Origin of the sequence: Pseudomonas silensiensis, from assembly GCF_050434865.1 — a bacterium.
Lineage (GTDB): Bacteria > Pseudomonadota > Gammaproteobacteria > Pseudomonadales > Pseudomonadaceae > Aquipseudomonas > Aquipseudomonas fluorescens_W.
In genome coordinates this window covers 145,200-162,217 of the sequence record NZ_JBNDJH010000006.1, presented here as the reverse complement: position 1 = coordinate 162,217, position 17,018 = coordinate 145,200, and the positions used below count along the sequence as shown (strand labels likewise).

Here is a 17,018-nt window from a genome sequence, read left to right as displayed (position 1 = left end):
CTACTCCCCGCGCGTCACATTTAGACACATCGCGACGTCGTTTTCAGGAGTTATTGAACGGCTATTCAACTTTAGGCATGGCATTTGCTCTGTCATTACAAAGCCCGTCTCCCACGCGAGAACGATGGCAATAACAAGAGCCTCCGCCTGAGGCCATCACCCGCTTTGTGTGAGGAGATACCGCGATGACGACGTTCAACTCCGGGGCCCAACCCCAGAACCGTGCGCCTCAATCCATCGGCTTTCTGCTGCTGGACAATTTCACGCTTATTTCTTTGGCCTCCGCAGTAGAGCCCCTGCGTATGGCCAACCAGTTGTCCGGTCGCGAGCTGTATCGTTGGAGCACGCTTACCGTCGACGGCGGTCAGGTCTGGGCCAGTGACGGTCTGCAGATCACTCCCGATTGCTCCATGCACAAAGCGCCACCCCTGGACACCGTGATTGTCTGTGGCGGTATCGGCATCCAGCGTACTGTTACCCGGGAACACGTTTCGTGGCTGCAAAGCCAGGCGCGTCAGTCCCGTCGTCTCGGTGCGGTCTGCACCGGCAGCTGGGCCCTGGCGTGCGCCGGCCTGCTGGATGGTTTCGATTGCAGCGTGCACTGGGAATGCCTGGCCTCGATGCAGGAAGCTTTCCCGCGTGTGGCCATGAGTACCCGTCTGTTCACCCTCGACCGTAACCGTTTCACCAGCTCCGGTGGCACCGCGCCGCTGGACATGATGCTGCACCTGATCAGCCGCGATCACGGCCGTGAACTGTCCGCTGCGATTTCGGAGATGTTTGTCTACGAGCGTATCCGCAACGAGCAGGATCACCAGCGTGTGCCGCTCAAGCACATGCTCGGCACCAACCAGCCGAAGTTGCAGGAAATTGTCGCGCTGATGGAGGCCAACCTCGAAGAGCCGATCGACCTCGACGAGCTGGCGGTGTACGTCGCCGTGTCGCGTCGTCAGCTGGAGCGGCTGTTCCAGAAATACCTGCACTGCTCGCCGTCGCGTTACTACCTGAAACTGCGCTTGATCCGCGCCCGGCAGCTGCTCAAGCAAACGCCGATGTCGATCATCGAAGTGGCGTCTGTTTGTGGTTTCGTGTCCACGCCGCACTTCTCCAAGTGCTACCGCGAATACTTCGGCATTCCGCCGCGTGACGAACGCGTAGGTTCCAACACCACGCAACAAGTGGCGATGATGCCGCTGCCGCAAGCATTGGTGCTGTCGCCGTTGTCCGGGCCGTTGTCGGCGTTGAGCCAGGCGCGTAACGAGTCGACGTTCGCCAGCGTAAGGCTTTAAACCGAGGCGCCTTCATCGCGAGCAAGCTCGCTCCCACATTGACCGAGTTCTCTCAGAAGAATGCGGTCAACTGTGGGAGCGAGCTTGCTCCGGGCGGCGATCCGACGATTGGATCTATCAGGCGCTACGGCTCTGCTGATACTCCGCCAACGCTGGCAGCAGTTGCTTGTCGATGGCCTGGCGCACGGCCGGCTGGATGGACGCGCTGCTGGTGTACATCTGCTTGACCATGGTTCGCAGTTCCATTGCCCGGTCGTTGTTCAAGCCCCGTACTGCGCATTCGCAGGCCTGCTCGGCGGTTGCGCCAGGGGGCACTGAAAATCCCAACGCCTTCAGCTGGCTCAACAGGTCTTCCTGGTCTATCAAATCGGCGTACATCATGACGCAATCCTTCTTCAGGGAACGGTGTCGTGGATCGATTCTCGTAGGGGTGCGGGGTGGCGGCAAGGACGATTTGTCGCAATGGCCGCAATACCTATGAACAGGTCGTTTTCGACTAACTTACGCAGGATGAGAGTGGGCACACTGAGGTCAGCTGGCTTCACGAAGGTTTGGTCACCCTCGCGCAACGGCTCCTCAACAGTACCCACCTCTGCCCCGATCCTGTCACGGCTTGATCGGGGTTTTTTTTGCCTGAGGTTTAACGCTGCAGGACTAGGATGCGCGACAACAACTCATCACGGTCGACATAGCAACCCTGAAAATGCCGGGCACCGGTGGCGGGGTCGAAGGCGTTGCGGGCGTGGAGGGTGCGGCGGTTGTCGAAACACCACATTTCGCCGGGATTCAGCCGCGTCATCACCCGGAATCGCGTTTCCCTGGTCATTGCAATAAAGCGGCGGTAGGCGTGATAGAGCGCGGGCATCTGCTCGGCCGACGCATCGAACGGCCCGCGCAGAAAATTTGCCATGCGGATTTCCGACACCTGCCCAAAGGCATCCAGCGCGATGATCGGTGCGAGACGGCGGTAGTCGCTGTGGCGGTCTTTGTTGCGGAACTCCACAGGGATTTCGCAAAGGCTTTTAAACGCCTCGGGATCTTCATTGCGCAAGGCTTCGGCAATGGCAAAACCGTCGACGAAAATACTCTCGCCACCCTCGGCGTCATTCACCAGGCAATGAAGGAATTGCAGTCCTGGTTGCAACTCCCGGGTCGGCAAATCGCTGTGCAGCGGCAGGTTGAAAGCGGTGTAGGCATTGCTGTCGGCATCGGCCTTGGATTGCACGTTGAACAGCACGCCAAAATTGCTCTCGCGAATGAATGAAATCCGCTGGGCGATCAGTTTCAACGAGCCCGGTTCGGTGGGCACACCGCGGACCTGAGTCAGGCCGGTATCGCGCACGGCCAGCAGCCATTGCAGCAGGGCATCGTTGTCGTTCATCAACGCCTGGTATTCGAACACCGGCAGCGTCAGGTCGCTGTTCCAGAGCTGGCTTTTTGGCTTGGCGGCCCGACGTTCGGCGCGGGACTCATCGTCGTAGGCGTGGGCCCGTAACCAGCCAGGATCGAAGCGGCTGAGATGGCCGTCTTGCCAGTCGACACGCAGGCAGCCTTCGGTATCAATGCTGACGTGCGAGGGCTTCAGGTTTTCGGCGACGTCGACGATTTCCAGCACTTGCTCACGGGTCACGGTGTAGACGCACAGCGGGCACGGACAGTTGTCGCGCAACCACTGATGATGAAAAGGGCTGACCCTGTTGTCGGCCCATGTCACTTGAATTCGGTCCGCCAGGGTTTGCACGGCGGTCAACGCGCTGATCAACGGGTAGGTACGGAAGTCGGCAAAAGCGGCGGCGGTGTTCAATGGCGATCTCCTTGTTATTTTTTAGGGGGTAACGCGATCACTCGGCCCATGTAGGCCGGGGCGGGCAGGTCGGCTTGCTCGGCGACGATGGCTTGCAGCTTGCTCAAGGTGTCTTCGCTGAACGGTGCGGAGCGCGGCCCGGCGAGGTCGACGTGCAGCAGCATTTGCTCGTTGCCCGCCAGCTCCTTCTCATCTCCAACCAGATGCAGGCTGTGGTAGAGGTGCAGGCGTTTACTGTCGTGGCCGATGATTTGGGTGTGCACTTCGACGTCGGCGTCGAGCTTCACTTCGTGCAGGTAATTGAGGTGCAGTTCGAGGGTAAACAGCGAGTTGCCGCTGGCTTCGCGATTGTTGCTGTCCATGCCCAGACGATCCATCAGCGCGTCGGTGGCGTAGCTGAAAATGAGCAGGTAGAAGGCGTCGCGCAGGTGGCCGTTGTAGTCGACCCAGTCGGGGATGATTTTGGTTTGGTAGGTGGTGAGGGTGGGCATGATGGGTATCCGCTTGAGGATTTGGTTGTAATTCAAGATCCACCCCTCACCCCAGCCCTCTCCCCATAGGGGAGAGGGGGAAAGGGGGCCGATCGGGGGCTTTTCAGAACCTGAGTTCGACTCGGACTTTCAGGTCGATGGAGCTCCAAGAACACCTCGGTCAGTCCCCTCTACCCCTTGGGGAGAGGGTTAGGGTGAGGGGTGGATCTCAAACCAAGTGCAATCATTCGCTGAAGGCCATCCCATGCTTCTCTTTGGTGGTCTTCACCGCCTCCAGCACCGCCAGCAAGCAATCATCACGATAGCGCTCCAGCGCCGAAATGCTGTGCGTGCCCAACTGATCACTGGTGCCATCCACCACATCATCAATCAACTTGTCGGTCAGCTCCGGCGCCGGCAGATACGTCCAAGGCAGCTGCAACGCCGGCCCGAATTGCGCCATGAAGTGCCGCATGCCCGCATCGCCACCGGCCAGGGTGTAGGTCAAGAATGTGCCCATGAACGACCAGCGCAGGCCCGCGCCAAAGCGAATCGCATCGTCGATCTCGCCGGTGGTCGCCACACCGTCGTTGACCAGGTGCAGCGCTTCACGCCACAACGCTTCGAGCAAGCGGTCGGCGATAAAGCCGGGTACTTCCTTGCGCACATGCAGCGGACGCATGCCCAAGGACTCGTAGACTTTCATTGCTGCTTGAACGGCTTGCGGGGCGGTGTTTTTGCCGCCAACCACTTCCACCAGCGGCAGCAGGTAAACCGGGTTGAACGGGTGCCCGACCACGCAGCGTTCCGGGTGCGTCGAACTCTCGTAGAACTCGCTCGGCAACAGGCCGGAAGTACTGGAGCCAATCAAGGCATTGGGCTTGGCCGCCGCGCTGATTTTGCTGTGCAGTTCCAGTTTCAGGTCCAGACGCTCAGGGGCGCTTTCCTGAATGAAATCCGCGTCGCGAACGCATTCTTCAATGGTTGCGACAAAGCGCAGCCGATCCTGCGATGCGCCTGGCGCAAGGCCCTGTTTCTCCAACGCGCCCCAGGCATTGGCGACGCGTTTGCGCAGCGCGGCTTCGGCACCGGGCGCCGGGTCCCAGGCCACCACGTCGAGGCCGTGGGCGAGGGCGCGGGACACCCAACCGCTGCCGATGACACCGCTGCCCAAGGCTGCGAAGGTTTTGATTTCAGTGATAAAGCTCATGGCGACTTCCTAAAGAGTTCGGTGATCCCTGTGGGAGCTGGCTTGCCTGCGATGACGGTATTCCTGCCGAAGAAGATGTATCGGTAGTACCGGCGCTATCGCGGGCAAGCCCGCTCCCACAGGGTTAGGTGTAGGTGCGGGTCAACCGCGCTTGGTCAGGCCCATTTTTGCCCGGCCTTCCGCCGGGGTCAGAACACGGGCGCCGAGACGGCTGAGGATTTCCGTGGCGCGTTCGACCAGTTGGCCGTTGGTCGCCAGTACGCCCTTGTCCAGCCAGATGTTGTCTTCCAGACCGACCCGCACGTTGCCGCCGAGCAGCACCGCTTGCGCGGCCATCGGCATTTGCATGCGACCGATGCCGAAGCCAGCCCAGACCGCATTGGCAGGCAGGTTGTCGACCATGGCTTTCATGGTGGTGGTGTCGGCCGGCGCGCCCCACGGGATGCCCAGGCACAGTTGGAACAGCGGGTCGTCAAGCAGGCCTTCCTTGATCATCTGCTTGGCGAACCACAGGTGACCGGTGTCGAAAATTTCCAGCTCGGCTTTCACGCCCAGCTCTTGAATGCGTTTGGCGCCAGCGCGCAGCTGAGCCGGGGTGGACACGTAGATGGTGTCGCCGTCGCCGAAGTTCAGGGTGCCGCAATCGAGGGTGCAGATTTCTGGCAGCAGCTCTTCAACGTGGGCCAGCCGGGTCAGCGGGCCGACCAGGTCGGTGTTCGGGCCGAACTCCATCGGGTTCTCGCCAGCGCCGATTTCCAGGTCGCCGCCCATGCCGGCGGTGAGGTTGACGATGATGTCGACGTCCGCTTCGCGGATGCGCTCCATCACTTCGCGATACAGCGCTACATCACGGCTGAATTTGCCGGTTTCGGGGTTACGCACGTGGCAGTGGACCACGGTAGCGCCGGCCTTGGCAGCTTCCACGGCGGCTGCGGCGATTTGTTTCGGGGTGACCGGCACGTGTGGGCTCTTGCTGGTCGTGTCGCCAGCACCGGTGAGTGCGCAGGTGATGATGACGTCGTGGTTCATGAGGCGGTTCCTTACAGACGTGATTAGTCGATTCGCAGCCCTGTCGGGCTGCGAGTCGGTGGTTCAATCGGGTTTATTTGGTGGTCAGTTGCAGGTTTTCAGCGGCGGGCTTGCCATCGAAGGTGGTCACGCCTTCGAGCCAGCGTTGCTTGTCTTGCGGGTGATCTTTCAGCCATTGCTTGGCCGACTCGAAGGCGTCTTTGTGATCCAGCAGCGGCTGCATCATCCGGCTCTCGTCTTCGGCGGTGTAGGTCAGGTTGCTTAGCAAACGACCGATGTTCGGGCATTGCTCGGCGTATTTAGGCGCGGTGACGGTCCAGACCGTGGCCATGCCTTCGTCCGGGCCCAGAGCGTCTTCACTGCCAGTGAGATAGGTCATCTGCACGTTGACGTTCATCGGGTGCGGCGCCCAGCCGAAGAACACCACGGCCTCTTTGCGGCGCACGGCGCGATCCACCGCCGCGAGCATGCCGGCCTCGCTGGATTCGACCAGCTGGAACTTGCCAAGGCCAAACTGGTTCTTGGCGATCATCGCCTTGATCTGGGTGTTGGCGCCCGAGCCTGGCTCGATGCCGTAGATTTTTCCGCCCAGCTCTTTCTCGAACTTGGCGATGTCGGCGAAGGTTTTCAGGCCCTTGTCGGCGAGATACGTCGGTACGGCGAGGGTGGCGCGGGCGTCTTTCAGGCTTGGTGCTTCAAGCACTTTGACCTGCTTGCCATCGACGAACGGCGTGATGGTCTGGGTCATCAGCGGGTTCCAGTAGCCCAGGAACAAGTCCAGGCGCTGGTCGCGGATCCCGGCGAAGATGATTTGCTGGGAAGCGCTGGTTTGTTTGGTGTTGTAGCCGAGGCCATCGAGCAGGACTTGGGTCATGGCACTGGTGGCGATCACATCGGTCCAGTTCACGACGCCCATGCGTACGTTCTGGCATGAAGCAGGTTCGGCCGCCATGACGCTGGCGCTCAGGAAAGCGGTACCGCTGAGTGCAAGAACACAGCTGCTGATCAGTCGTTTCATCTCAGGTTCCTCGGCAGTTCGTTATTGTGGGTCCGGTCGTCTTTGTGCGCCGGTGATGCCAAGTTACGCAGCTAAGGCCCGGTGAAAGCGCACTGCGGCGACCAGCTCTTGCACTGCAGCGACCTGCGCTCTTGAATGCCATCGACAAGTGGCGTATCAACGTCCACACGCTACCCGCCCTCTCGTTACCTGCCAGTCGAGTGCGCTCCATGTCCCAGGATTTCTACTTCTTGTTGATGCCGGGTTTCTCGGCGATTGGATTTATCTCGGCCATCGAGCCGTTGCGCGTCGCCAATCGCTTTCGTGGCGAGCTCTACCGCTGGCATGTGCTCAGCGCGGACGGCGGGGCGGTATTGGCCAGCAACGGCATGTCGGTCAACGCCGATGCGGCGCTGGAACCGCTGAAGAAAGGTGCAACGCTATTGGTGGTCGCCGGCTTCGAACCGCTGAAATTCACCACTCCGGCGCTGGAACACTGGCTGCGCCGCCTGGACAACGAAGGCGTGACCCTCGGCGCCATCGACACCGGCAGCTTCATCCTCGCCGAGGCCGGCCTGCTCGACGGCCATCGCTTGACCCTGCACTGGGAAGCCATCGACGCGTTCAAGGAATCTTATCCACAGCTCAGCGTTACCCAGGAGCTGTTCGAGATCGACCGCCGACGCATTACCTCCGCCGGCGGCACCGCTTCCATCGACCTGATGCTCGACCTCATCAGCCAGGCCCATGGTCCGGAACTGGCGATCCAGGTCAGCGAACAATTCGTGCTCGGCCGCATCCGCCCGCGCAAAGACCACCAGCGCATGGAAGTCGCCACGCGTTATGGCATCAGCAACAAGAAACTGGTGCAGGTGATTGGCGAGATGGAGCAGCACAGCGAACCGCCGCTGAGCACGCTTGAGTTGGCTGAGTCGATCAAGGTGACGCGGCGGCAACTGGAGCGATTGTTTCGCCTGCATTTGAACGACACGCCGAGCAATTTCTACCTGCGCCTGCGGCTGGAAAAAGCCCGGCAGTTGTTGCGGCAGACGGACATGAGCGTGTTGGAAGTGAGTATCGCGTGCGGGTTTGAATCGCCGTCGTATTTCACCCGAAGCTATCGGGCGAAGTTTGCGCGGTGTCCGCGGGAAGATCGGCGGCGGTTGGGAGATGGCCGGGAACTGGTCTAAGCGCCGATTTCGACAGCAACAGAAAACCCTGTGGGAGCGAGCTTGCTCGCGATGGCGGTGGATCAGTAGACATCAACTTGTATGACAGACCGCCATCGCGAGCAGGCTCGCTCCCACAGTTTTGATCTGCTTTGGGCGTTACTTCTTCATTAAGGCCGAACAGGCCGCCTTGTAGGCTTCATGCTGATACTTGTTCAGCGTACCCGGCAGTTCAAAGTCGAACTTCTTGTTCTGCGCATTAATCGTCTGTGGCGACAGCAGCGTGACCTCGCAATTTTCCAGCAACTGGAAAACGCCTTCGATCTTGAACGTGGTCGGCCCACCGGCGAATTCGCCTTTCTTGCTGCGTTTTTTGATCGCGATCCGATCAATCGAATTTTCACGCACAAACGACGCCACCTGAGCGGCAAAGACTTTGACGTTAGCGGCTTCGTCATCATCGTCGAGGGCGATTTTCTTGGTGGCCAGGGCGACGTGGCTCAGCGCCTGACCGTCGAGAGAGGCCACGGCGATGATGGCTTCGCTGCCTTTGATTTCGATGCCGCAGATTTTCATGTAAATCCCTTTCCTTGTTGGTGGAGTGCAGCTTACAGCTCGAGTTGATTGGGCTTGATGCCAAAAGCTGCGGCGATTTTTTCGCGAGTGGCCTTGCGGGGCTTGGCAACAGTCTCCTGCTGGGCGAACGCCGGTTGGGAGATGCCCATGCGTTTGGCCACTTCATCCTGTGTAAGGTTCAAGTGTTCACGCCAGGCACGAATAGGCGTCGCGCCGTCGACGATGCGGCTGACCACCTCGTGAGGGATCAGATCGGGCTCTATCTTCTGCGCGACGTATTGCGCGTAGGGAATGACCACGAACGCAGGGTTTCCGTCTGCATCATTGATTATTTGAACGTCAGTAGGTGCGTTCATCGCGTTTTTTGACCTCTTGAATACTGACCACTTTGATTGCGCCATCCCAGTCGAACATGACCCGATAGTTACCTACTCGTAGCCGATAGGCGTAGTCATGACCAGTCAGTGCTTTGACATTGCCTACATCCGGCATTCCAGCCAGCACCGTGACGGCATCACGAACCTGGATCTGATGAGCGGAATGCAATTTCAGAAGCTGCTTAACGGCCTTTCGAGTCCAGTGGATGCTATTCATAGGAGGATATAAGTCTTTTATAAGATTTGCGAATCTTTGCTTATATTTTTCAGGTCGCAAACAAGCGAACCGTGTCGGCATGTTGCCCGACTGAAACGGTCGTTTATTGAGCTAAGGGCGGTTGTAGGCGTGATGAAAACTGCTTGTGGGAAAGGTCATTTCTTGCGGTTAGAAAGCTGGCGACAGCACCAGCTTCCGACGGACGATAAGGTTTACTCCTGCCCAATCGACTCCAAAAACTCCGACCGCTCATCACTCATCCGCGCCACGCAATCATTCTGCGCAATCGTGAATGCCTTGCTACCGCTCGTCGCCGGGAACGCTTCAACCGCGCAGTCCGCATCCCGGGTCTTCAGCCATTGCTGCTGAGAGGCCTTGAGTTTGGCGGTGATGTCGGTCAGTTGCGCCGGGTTCTTGCCGTAGAGCGTTTGCATGCGCTCGGTCAGGCTTTTGAGGTTTTCGCTCAGCAGGTCTTCGGCGGTGGTTCTGCTGTAGGTCGAGCATTCCAGGGTCTGGACTTCGTTTTCGACTTTGTCGCAGGGGTTATCGTCGGCTTCTTCAGCCGCGTGTACGCCGGTCGCTATCAGTGCCAATGCCAGGAAGATCGATTTCATTGCGCCGCCGCCCCTTATTCCAGTAAAGCATCCAGTGAAACATCCAGTAGTGGCGCGAATTCTGGCCCATGCGCAGGCCCTTGAACAGGTGGCTCATGACGTCCGACGACGACCCTTTGTCGCGGATTGACGCTTTCGGCAAACCCCCTGTCGTTTTTGCACCCGGCTGCCCCCTCCCTCAGGCATATGCTGGCCCCAAAGCGCCGGCACACGATTCGGCGCATGAATCGCTAATAGGGGACAGCCTGATGAGCCCAGCCGAATTACACGCCGACAGCATCGTTATCGACGGCCTGATTATTGCCAAGTGGAACCGTGAGCTGTTCGAAGACATGCGCAAGGGCGGTCTGACCGCGGCCAACTGCACCGTGTCGGTGTGGGAGGGCTTTCAGGCCACTGTGAACAATATCGCCGCCAGCCAGAAGCTGATCCGCGAAAACAGCGACCTGGTGATTCCAGTGCGCACCACCGCCGATATCCGCAAAGCCAAAGAGCAGGGCAAGACCGGCATCCTGTTCGGCTTCCAGAATGCTCACGCCTTTGAAGACCAGATCGGCTACGTCGAGGTGTTCAAGCAGCTGGGCGTCGGTATCGTGCAGATGTGCTACAACACCCAGAACCTGGTCGGTACCGGTTGCTACGAGCGTGATGGCGGCCTGTCGGGCTTCGGTCGTGAGATCGTCGCCGAGATGAACCGCGTCGGCGTCATGTGCGACCTGTCCCACGTAGGTTCGAAGACTTCCGAAGAAGTCATCCTCGAATCCAAGAAACCGGTCTGCTACTCCCATTGCCTGCCGTCGGGTCTGAAAGTCCACCCGCGCAACAAATCCGATGAAGAACTGAAGTTCATCGCCGATCACGGCGGTTTCGTCGGCGTGACCATGTTCGCGCCATTCCTGGCCAAGGGTATCGATTCGACCATCGACGATTACGCCGAAGCCATCGAATACACCATGAATATCGTCGGTGAAGACGCCATCGGTATCGGCACCGACTTCACCCAGGGCCATGGCCAGGACTTCTTCGAATACCTGACCCATGACAAGGGCTACGCCCGCCGCCTGACCAGCTTCGGCAAGATCATCAACCCGCTGGGCATCCGCACCGTCGGCGAGTTCCCGAACCTGACCGAAACCCTGCTCAAGCGCGGTCATTCCGAGCGCGTGGTTCGCAAGATCATGGGCGAGAACTGGGTCAACGTCCTCAAGGACGTCTGGGGCGAGTAAGCCACAGCACCTCTGAATCCTTTCCCCCGGCCATTCGTGCCGGGGGCAACACCAAAATTTTTCTGGAGTTAAGTTTCCATGGCCAAGATCGCCCCGCAATTGCCAATCGAAGTCGACAGCGAAACCGGTGTCTGGACCTCCGACGCCCTGCCAATGCTGTACGTACCGCGTCATTTCTTCGTCAACAACCACATGGGCATCGAGGAAGTGCTGGGCGCCGACGCCTACGCCGAAATCCTCTACAAGGCCGGCTACAAATCCGCCTGGCACTGGTGTGAAAAAGAAGCTGAGTGCCACGGCCTGGAAGGCGTCGCGGTGTTCGAGCACTACATGAAGCGCCTGTCGCAGCGCGGCTGGGGCCTGTTCAAGATCCAGGACATCGACCTCGACAAAGGCACTGCCAGCGTCAAGCTCGAACACTCTGCGTTTGTTTATGTCTACGGCAAGGTCGGCCGCAAAGTCGACTACATGTTCACGGGCTGGTTTGCCGGCGCGATGGATCAGATTCTGCAAGCTCGCGGCAGCAAGATCCGCACGGTTGCCGAACAAGTTTACGGTGGCTCCGAAGAAGGCCACGACGACGGTTTGTTCACCGTCAAGCCGTTGTAAGTCGAGGAACCCGCCATGGCTTTCGAAGCAATGTTTCAGCCGATCCAGATCGGCAAACTGACCATCCGTAACCGCGTGCTCAGCACCGCGCACGCTGAGGTCTATGCCACCGACGGCGGCATGACCACCGACCGGTACGTCAAGTATTACGAAGAGAAAGCCAAGGGCGGGATCGGCCTGGCGATTTGCGGCGGTTCCTCCAGTGTGGCCATCGACAGCCCGCAAGGCTGGTGGAAGTCGGTCAACCTGGCCGACGACCGGATCATCCCGCACTTCCAGAACCTGGCCGATGCCATGCACAAGCATGGCGCCAAGATCATGATCCAGATTACTCACATGGGTCGTCGTTCCCGATGGGACGGCGAGCATTGGCCAACCCTGCTGTCGCCGTCGGGTATCCGTGAGCCGGTGCACCGTGCGACCTGCAAAACCATCGAGCCGGAAGAAATCTGGCGGGTGATCGGCAACTACGCCAGCGCCGCCGCGCGGGCCAAGGCCGGTGGCCTGGACGGCGTCGAGCTGTCCGCCGTGCACCAGCACATGATCGACCAGTTCTGGAGCCCGCGCGTCAACAAGCGTACCGACGAATGGGGCGGCAGTTTCGAGAACCGCATGCGTTTCGGCCTGGAAGTGATCAAGGCTGTGCGCAAGGAAGTGGGTCCGGATTTCTGCGTCGGCATCCGTCTGTGCGGTGATGAATTCCACCCGGATGGCTTGTCCCACGAGGACATGAAGCAGATCGCCAAGTATTACGACGACACCGGCATGATCGACTTCATCGGCGTGGTCGGTTCGGGTTGTGACACCCACAACACCCTGGCCAACGTTATTCCGAACATGAGTTATCCACCGGAGCCATTCCTGCACTTGGCCGCCGGTATCAAGGAAGTGGTGAAGGCCCCGGTACTGCACGCGCAGAACATCAAGGACCCGAACCAGGCGACCCGTATCCTGGAAGGCGGCTATGTGGACATGGTCGGCATGACCCGCGCCCACATCGCTGACCCGCACCTGATCGCCAAGATCAAAATGGGCCAGGTCGACCAGATCAAACAGTGCGTCGGTGCCAACTACTGCATCGACCGTCAATATCAGGGTCTGGACGTGTTGTGCATCCAGAACGCTGCGACCTCCCGTGAATACATGGGCGTGCCGCACATCATCGAGAAATCGGCTGGTGTGAAGCGCAAAGTTGTGGTGGTCGGTGCCGGCCCTGCCGGGATGGAAGCTGCACGTGTGTCCGCCGAACGTGGCCACGACGTGACCCTGTTCGAGAAGAAAGAATTCATCGGCGGCCAGATCACGACCGCCTCGAAAGCCCCGCAACGGGACCAGATCGCCGGTATCACTCGCTGGTTCCAACTGGAATTGGCGCGTTTGAAAGTCGACCTGCGCCTGGGCGTGGCGGCCGATGCGGCAACCATTCTCGACCTGCGTCCGGACGTGGTGGTACTCGCCGTCGGCGGCCATCCATTCCTGGAGCAGAACGAACACTGGGGCGCGGCTGAAGGCCTGGTCGTCAGCAGCTGGGACATCCTCGACGGCAAGGTTGCACCGGGCAAAAACGTGCTGGTCTACGACACCATTTGCGAGTTCACCGGGATGTCGACCGCCGACTTCCTCGCCGACAAGGGCAGCCAGGTCGAGATCGTCACTGACGACATCAAGCCGGGCGTAGCGATTGGCGGCACTTCGTTCCCGACGTACTACCGCAGCATGTACCCCAAAGAAGTGATCATGACCGGGGACATGATGCTGGAGAAGGTCTACCGCGAAGGCGACAAGCTGGTGGCGGTGCTGGAAAACGAATACACCGGCGCCAAAGAGGAGCGGGTGGTGGACCAGGTCGTCGTCGAAAACGGCGTGCGTCCGGACGAAGAAATCTACTACGCCCTGAAGGAAGGCTCGCGCAACAAAGGCCAGATGGACATCGAAGCCTTGTTCGCGATCAAGCCGCAACCTTCGCTGAGCCAGGCGGGCGACGGCTACTTGCTGTTCCGCATCGGCGACTGCGTGGCGCAGCGCAACACCCACGCGGCGATCTACGACGCGCTGCGGTTGTGCAAGGATTTCTAAGAGCTTGTGGATAACCCTGTAGGAGCGAGGCTTGCCCGCGAAGGCGTCCTGACATTCAACATTGATGTCGGCTGATCCATCGCCTTCGCGGGCAAGCCTCGCTCCTACAGGAATCGGGCAAGGCATCCAGGTAGTTTGGCCTGCAAGACCCTGCGGTCTTTGGGAGCTCCACCATGTTGAACACCCTTCTTCCAATCCTGTTGTTCGCCGCCCTGGGCCTTGCGGTTCTGGGCGCGTTGCGGCGGGTGGCTATGTGGCGCCGAGGCCGGGCTTCGAAAGTCGACCTGATCGGCGGCCTGTTCGCCATGCCCAAGCGCTACATGGTCGATTTGCACCATGTGGTCGCGCGGGACAAATACATCGCCAACACCCACGTTGCCACGGCCGGTGGTGCGGTGGCGTCTATCGTGCTGGCGATTCTGGTGCACGGTTTTGGCCTGCATAACCGCATCCTCGGCTATGCCCTGTTGTTGATGACGGCGGTGATGTTCGTCGGTGCGATCTTTGTGTACCTGCGTCGTCGCAACCCGCCGGCCCGTTTGTCCAAAGGCCCATGGATGCGCCTGCCGAAAAGCCTGTTGGCGTTCTCGGTAAGCTTTTTCCTGTTGACCCTGCCGGTCGCCGGCATCCTCCCGGAAAACTTCGGTGGTTGGGTGGTCGCGGCAATCCTCGGTGTAGGTGTGCTGTGGGGCGTATCGGAATTGTTCTTCGGCATGACCTGGGGCGGGCCGATGAAGCACGCCTTCGCCGGTGCTTTGCACCTGGCCTGGCACCGTCGCGCCGAACGCTTTGGTGGCGGCCGCTCCACCGGTTTGAAACCGCTGGACCTGAACGATCCAAACGCACCACTGGGTGTGGAAAAACCCAAGGATTTCACCTGGAACCAACTGCTCGGCTTCGATGCCTGCGTGCAGTGCGGTAAGTGCGAAGCCGCGTGCCCGGCGTTCGCCGCCGGCCAGCCGCTGAACCCGAAAAAACTGATTCAAGACATGGTCGTTGGCCTGGCCGGTGGCACCGACGCCAAATTCGCCGGCAGCCCGTATCCGGGCAAGGCCATCGGCGAGCACGCCGGTAATCCGCATCAACCGATCGTCAACGGTCTGGTGGATGCTGAAACATTGTGGTCCTGCACTACCTGCCGTGCCTGCGTCGAGGAGTGCCCGATGATGATCGAGCACGTCGATGCCATCGTCGACATGCGCCGTCACCTGACCCTGGAAAAAGGTGCGACCCCGAACAAGGGCGCCGAAGTCCTGGAAAACCTGATCGCCACCGACAACCCTGGCGGTTTCGCCCCGGGCGGGCGGATGAACTGGGCGGCGGACTTGAACCTCAATCTGATGAGCGAGAAGAAGTCGGTCGACGTGCTGTTCTGGGTCGGCGACGGTGCCTTCGACATGCGCAACCAGCGCACCCTGCGCGCCTTCGTCAAAGTGCTGAAAGCGGCCAAGGTCGACTTCGCCGTGCTGGGCCTTGAAGAACGCGACAGCGGTGACGTGGCTCGACGTCTGGGCGACGAAGCCACCTTCCAGTTGCTGGCCAAACGCAACATTCAGACCTTGGCCAAGTACAGCTTCAATCGCATCGTCACCTGCGACCCGCACAGCTTCCACGTGCTGAAAAACGAGTACGGCGCCTTCGACGGTAACTACGTCGTGCAGCACCACAGCACTTACATGGCAGAAATCATCGGCGCTGGCGCCCTGAACCTCGGTCAGCACAAAGGCAGCAGCGTGACTTATCACGATCCGTGCTACCTCGGCCGCTACAACGGCGAGTACGAGGCACCGCGTGAAGTGCTGCGCGCCCTGGGTATCGAGATCAAGGAAATGCAACGCTCCGGTTTCCGCTCGCGCTGCTGCGGTGGTGGCGGCGGTGCGCCGATCACCGACATCCCGGGCAAGCAACGGATCCCCGACATGCGCATGGAAGACATCCGCGAAACCGGCGCCGAACTGGTGGCCGTGGGTTGTCCACAGTGCACCGCGATGCTCGAAGGCGTGGTCGAACCCCGGCCGCTGATCAAGGACATCGCCGAACTGGTGGCGGACGCGTTGCTCGAAGACGCTGCCCCGAGCAAGCCGACCAAACCGGCCCAACGTGAACCTGCGGAGGCCCACTGATGAGCGACATTATCCGCCGCGACCCACGCGCCGAATGGATCGCCCGTAACCGCTTGCACCCGCTGCACGCGGCCATGCAACCGGCGCAACACAGCTGGATGGGGCCTAACGGTGTCATCCGCAAGAATCCTCACGGCATCGGTTTTATCGGTCCCAACGGGATCAAGCGGATCGACCGCAGCGGCGCTCAACAGGGCGGGGCGACTAAACGCTCGGCCGCGGTTGAAGTCCAGTTGCCACTGCATCAAGTGCCTGCACCCGCGTTTTACATCAGCGTGGTGCCGGACATGGTCGGCGGCCGCTTGAGCAGCCACGACCGCGACTTGCTGGGTCTGGCTCATCAGTTGGCCGGTAATGATGGCGCGGTGTTGGCCGTGGTCTTCGGTGAACATAAAGAAAATGCCTTCGCCACCGCTGGCGTCGATCGCTTGCTGGTGCTGGATGGCGACGAATTCAGTGGTTATGCACCGGAACAACGGGTCCAGGGCCTGCGGGCTGTGGATAACCAGTTCAGCCCGCGTCACTGGTTGCTGCCGGACAGCCGCAGCGGTGGTGGTGAATTGGGTCGACGCTTTGCCGCCGCACTGGGCGAACGCCCGGCCACGCGGGTCTGGCAGGTCAAGGATCAGGAATGTATCGGTCGCGCCGGTGCCGGTTTGCAAGACCTTGCGCGCCCGGTGGCACGCTTGATTCTGGCTGCCGTCGAATGCGCCGAGCCGGTCAGCGAAACCCGTCACGAAGCCTTGCCGGTGGAGTTATCCACAGCGGTCGCACGAAGCTTGTCGCGCATCGAGGATTTGGGCGCGGTGGCAGTGGACCCGGCGGCGATTCCGATGGCCGAAGCCGAGTTCATCTTCTCCGGCGGTAACGGGGTCAAGGATTGGGGACTTTTCCACAGGACCGCCGAAGCGCTGGGCGCTACCGAAGGCGCGTCCCGTGTGGCAGTGGACGATGGCTTCATGGCGCGCGACCGTCAGGTCGGTGCGTCCGGCACCTGGGTCACCGCGCGGGTTTACGTGGCGGTGGGGATTTCCGGGGCGATCCAGCACCTGCAAGGCATCGGTGCCTGCGACAAGGTGGTGGCGATCAACCTCGATCCTGGCTGCGACATGATCAAACGGGCCGACCTGTCGGTAATCGGCGAGAGTGCAGAGATTCTTCAAGCCTTGATCGATGCGGTAGAGGCTTACCGCAACGAAGCCAAGCGCGATGCGGCTTAAGGAAAGGAAAGG

General features: G+C 60.2%; 17 protein-coding genes. 7 read left to right on the top strand and 10 right to left on the bottom strand.

Annotated features, from left to right (window positions below):
- Positions 1 to 185 precede the first annotated feature (185 nt).
- Positions 186 to 1,289, top strand: a complete 1,104-nt coding sequence (gene gbdR, locus QF010_RS11080) for a choline metabolism transcriptional regulator GbdR (protein WP_033060353.1) — start codon at positions 186 to 188, stop codon at positions 1,287 to 1,289.
- A 117-nt stretch (positions 1,290 to 1,406) separates the two neighbouring features.
- Here gbdR and QF010_RS11075 read toward each other — a convergent pair whose 3' ends face one another.
- From QF010_RS11075 to choX, 6 genes are all read right to left on the bottom strand, one after another.
- The gene (locus QF010_RS11075) at positions 1,407 to 1,670 is read right to left on the bottom strand and encodes a hypothetical protein (RefSeq protein ID WP_033060352.1); all 264 of its coding nucleotides are present in this window, start codon (positions 1,668 to 1,670) and stop codon (positions 1,407 to 1,409) included.
- A 259-nt stretch (positions 1,671 to 1,929) separates the two neighbouring features.
- Positions 1,930 to 3,093: a gamma-butyrobetaine dioxygenase gene (locus QF010_RS11070; RefSeq protein WP_429533125.1), complete on the bottom strand. Its 1,164-nt coding sequence runs from the start codon at positions 3,091 to 3,093 to the stop codon at positions 1,930 to 1,932.
- 14 nt (positions 3,094 to 3,107) lie between these two features.
- Positions 3,108 to 3,584, bottom strand: coding sequence for a thioesterase family protein (locus QF010_RS11065; RefSeq protein ID WP_429533124.1), 477 nt, complete (start codon positions 3,582 to 3,584; stop codon positions 3,108 to 3,110).
- Between the two features lie 223 nt (positions 3,585 to 3,807).
- Positions 3,808 to 4,773: an L-carnitine dehydrogenase gene (locus tag QF010_RS11060; RefSeq protein ID WP_033060346.1), complete on the bottom strand. Its 966-nt coding sequence runs from the start codon at positions 4,771 to 4,773 to the stop codon at positions 3,808 to 3,810.
- A 141-nt stretch (positions 4,774 to 4,914) separates the two neighbouring features.
- Complete coding sequence (gene cdhC / locus QF010_RS11055) at positions 4,915 to 5,802, bottom strand: 3-dehydrocarnitine:acetyl-CoA trimethylamine transferase CdhC (RefSeq protein WP_033060344.1); 888 nt, start codon at positions 5,800 to 5,802, stop codon at positions 4,915 to 4,917.
- 73 nt (positions 5,803 to 5,875) lie between these two features.
- Entirely contained in the window at positions 5,876 to 6,820 is a 945-nt protein-coding gene (choX, locus tag QF010_RS11050; RefSeq protein ID WP_429511717.1) for a choline ABC transporter substrate-binding protein, read from the bottom strand.
- A 209-nt stretch (positions 6,821 to 7,029) separates the two neighbouring features.
- Between choX and QF010_RS11045 the strand changes: the two genes are divergently transcribed.
- The gene (locus QF010_RS11045; RefSeq protein ID WP_033060341.1) at positions 7,030 to 7,989 is read left to right on the top strand and encodes a GlxA family transcriptional regulator; all 960 of its coding nucleotides are present in this window, start codon (positions 7,030 to 7,032) and stop codon (positions 7,987 to 7,989) included.
- Between the two features lie 138 nt (positions 7,990 to 8,127).
- Here QF010_RS11045 and QF010_RS11040 read toward each other — a convergent pair whose 3' ends face one another.
- The 4 genes from QF010_RS11040 to QF010_RS11025 form a co-directional block, all read right to left on the bottom strand.
- On the bottom strand, positions 8,128 to 8,544 hold the full coding sequence (locus tag QF010_RS11040; RefSeq protein ID WP_429533123.1) for a DUF3010 family protein: 417 nt from the start codon (positions 8,542 to 8,544) through the stop codon (positions 8,128 to 8,130).
- Positions 8,545 to 8,576: 32 nt separating this feature from the next.
- Positions 8,577 to 8,900: a helix-turn-helix domain-containing protein gene (locus QF010_RS11035; RefSeq protein WP_033060738.1), complete on the bottom strand. Its 324-nt coding sequence runs from the start codon at positions 8,898 to 8,900 to the stop codon at positions 8,577 to 8,579.
- On the bottom strand, positions 8,884 to 9,138 hold the full coding sequence (locus tag QF010_RS11030; RefSeq protein ID WP_033060739.1) for a type II toxin-antitoxin system RelE family toxin: 255 nt from the start codon (positions 9,136 to 9,138) through the stop codon (positions 8,884 to 8,886). Before QF010_RS11030 ends, QF010_RS11035 begins: the two co-directional genes overlap by 17 nt.
- Positions 9,139 to 9,350: 212 nt before the next feature.
- Positions 9,351 to 9,752 carry a lysozyme inhibitor LprI family protein gene (locus tag QF010_RS11025; protein WP_429511719.1) on the bottom strand — a complete coding sequence of 134 codons (402 nt, stop codon included), beginning with the start codon at positions 9,750 to 9,752 and terminating at the stop codon, positions 9,351 to 9,353.
- 248 nt (positions 9,753 to 10,000) lie between these two features.
- Here QF010_RS11025 and QF010_RS11020 point away from each other — a divergent pair, with 248 nt between their 5' ends.
- The 5 genes from QF010_RS11020 to etfA all read left to right on the top strand — a co-directional run bounded on the left by QF010_RS11020 (position 10,001) and on the right by etfA (position 17,006).
- Positions 10,001 to 10,978, top strand: a complete 978-nt coding sequence (locus QF010_RS11020; protein WP_007907542.1) for a dipeptidase — start codon at positions 10,001 to 10,003, stop codon at positions 10,976 to 10,978.
- A 78-nt stretch (positions 10,979 to 11,056) separates the two neighbouring features.
- The gene (locus tag QF010_RS11015; protein WP_008033249.1) at positions 11,057 to 11,587 is read left to right on the top strand and encodes a DUF5943 domain-containing protein; all 531 of its coding nucleotides are present in this window, start codon (positions 11,057 to 11,059) and stop codon (positions 11,585 to 11,587) included.
- Positions 11,588 to 11,602: 15 nt separating this feature from the next.
- On the top strand, positions 11,603 to 13,663 hold the full coding sequence (gene dgcA, locus QF010_RS11010; RefSeq protein ID WP_033060742.1) for a dimethylglycine demethylation protein DgcA: 2,061 nt from the start codon (positions 11,603 to 11,605) through the stop codon (positions 13,661 to 13,663).
- A 173-nt stretch (positions 13,664 to 13,836) separates the two neighbouring features.
- On the top strand, positions 13,837 to 15,786 hold the full coding sequence (gene dgcB / locus QF010_RS11005) for a dimethylglycine demethylation protein DgcB (protein WP_429533122.1): 1,950 nt from the start codon (positions 13,837 to 13,839) through the stop codon (positions 15,784 to 15,786).
- Complete coding sequence (gene etfA / locus QF010_RS11000) at positions 15,786 to 17,006, top strand: electron transfer flavoprotein subunit alpha (protein WP_429533121.1); 1,221 nt, start codon at positions 15,786 to 15,788, stop codon at positions 17,004 to 17,006. The genes dgcB and etfA overlap by 1 nt, the downstream gene beginning before the upstream one ends.
- The last annotated feature ends 12 nt before the right edge of the window (positions 17,007 to 17,018 follow it).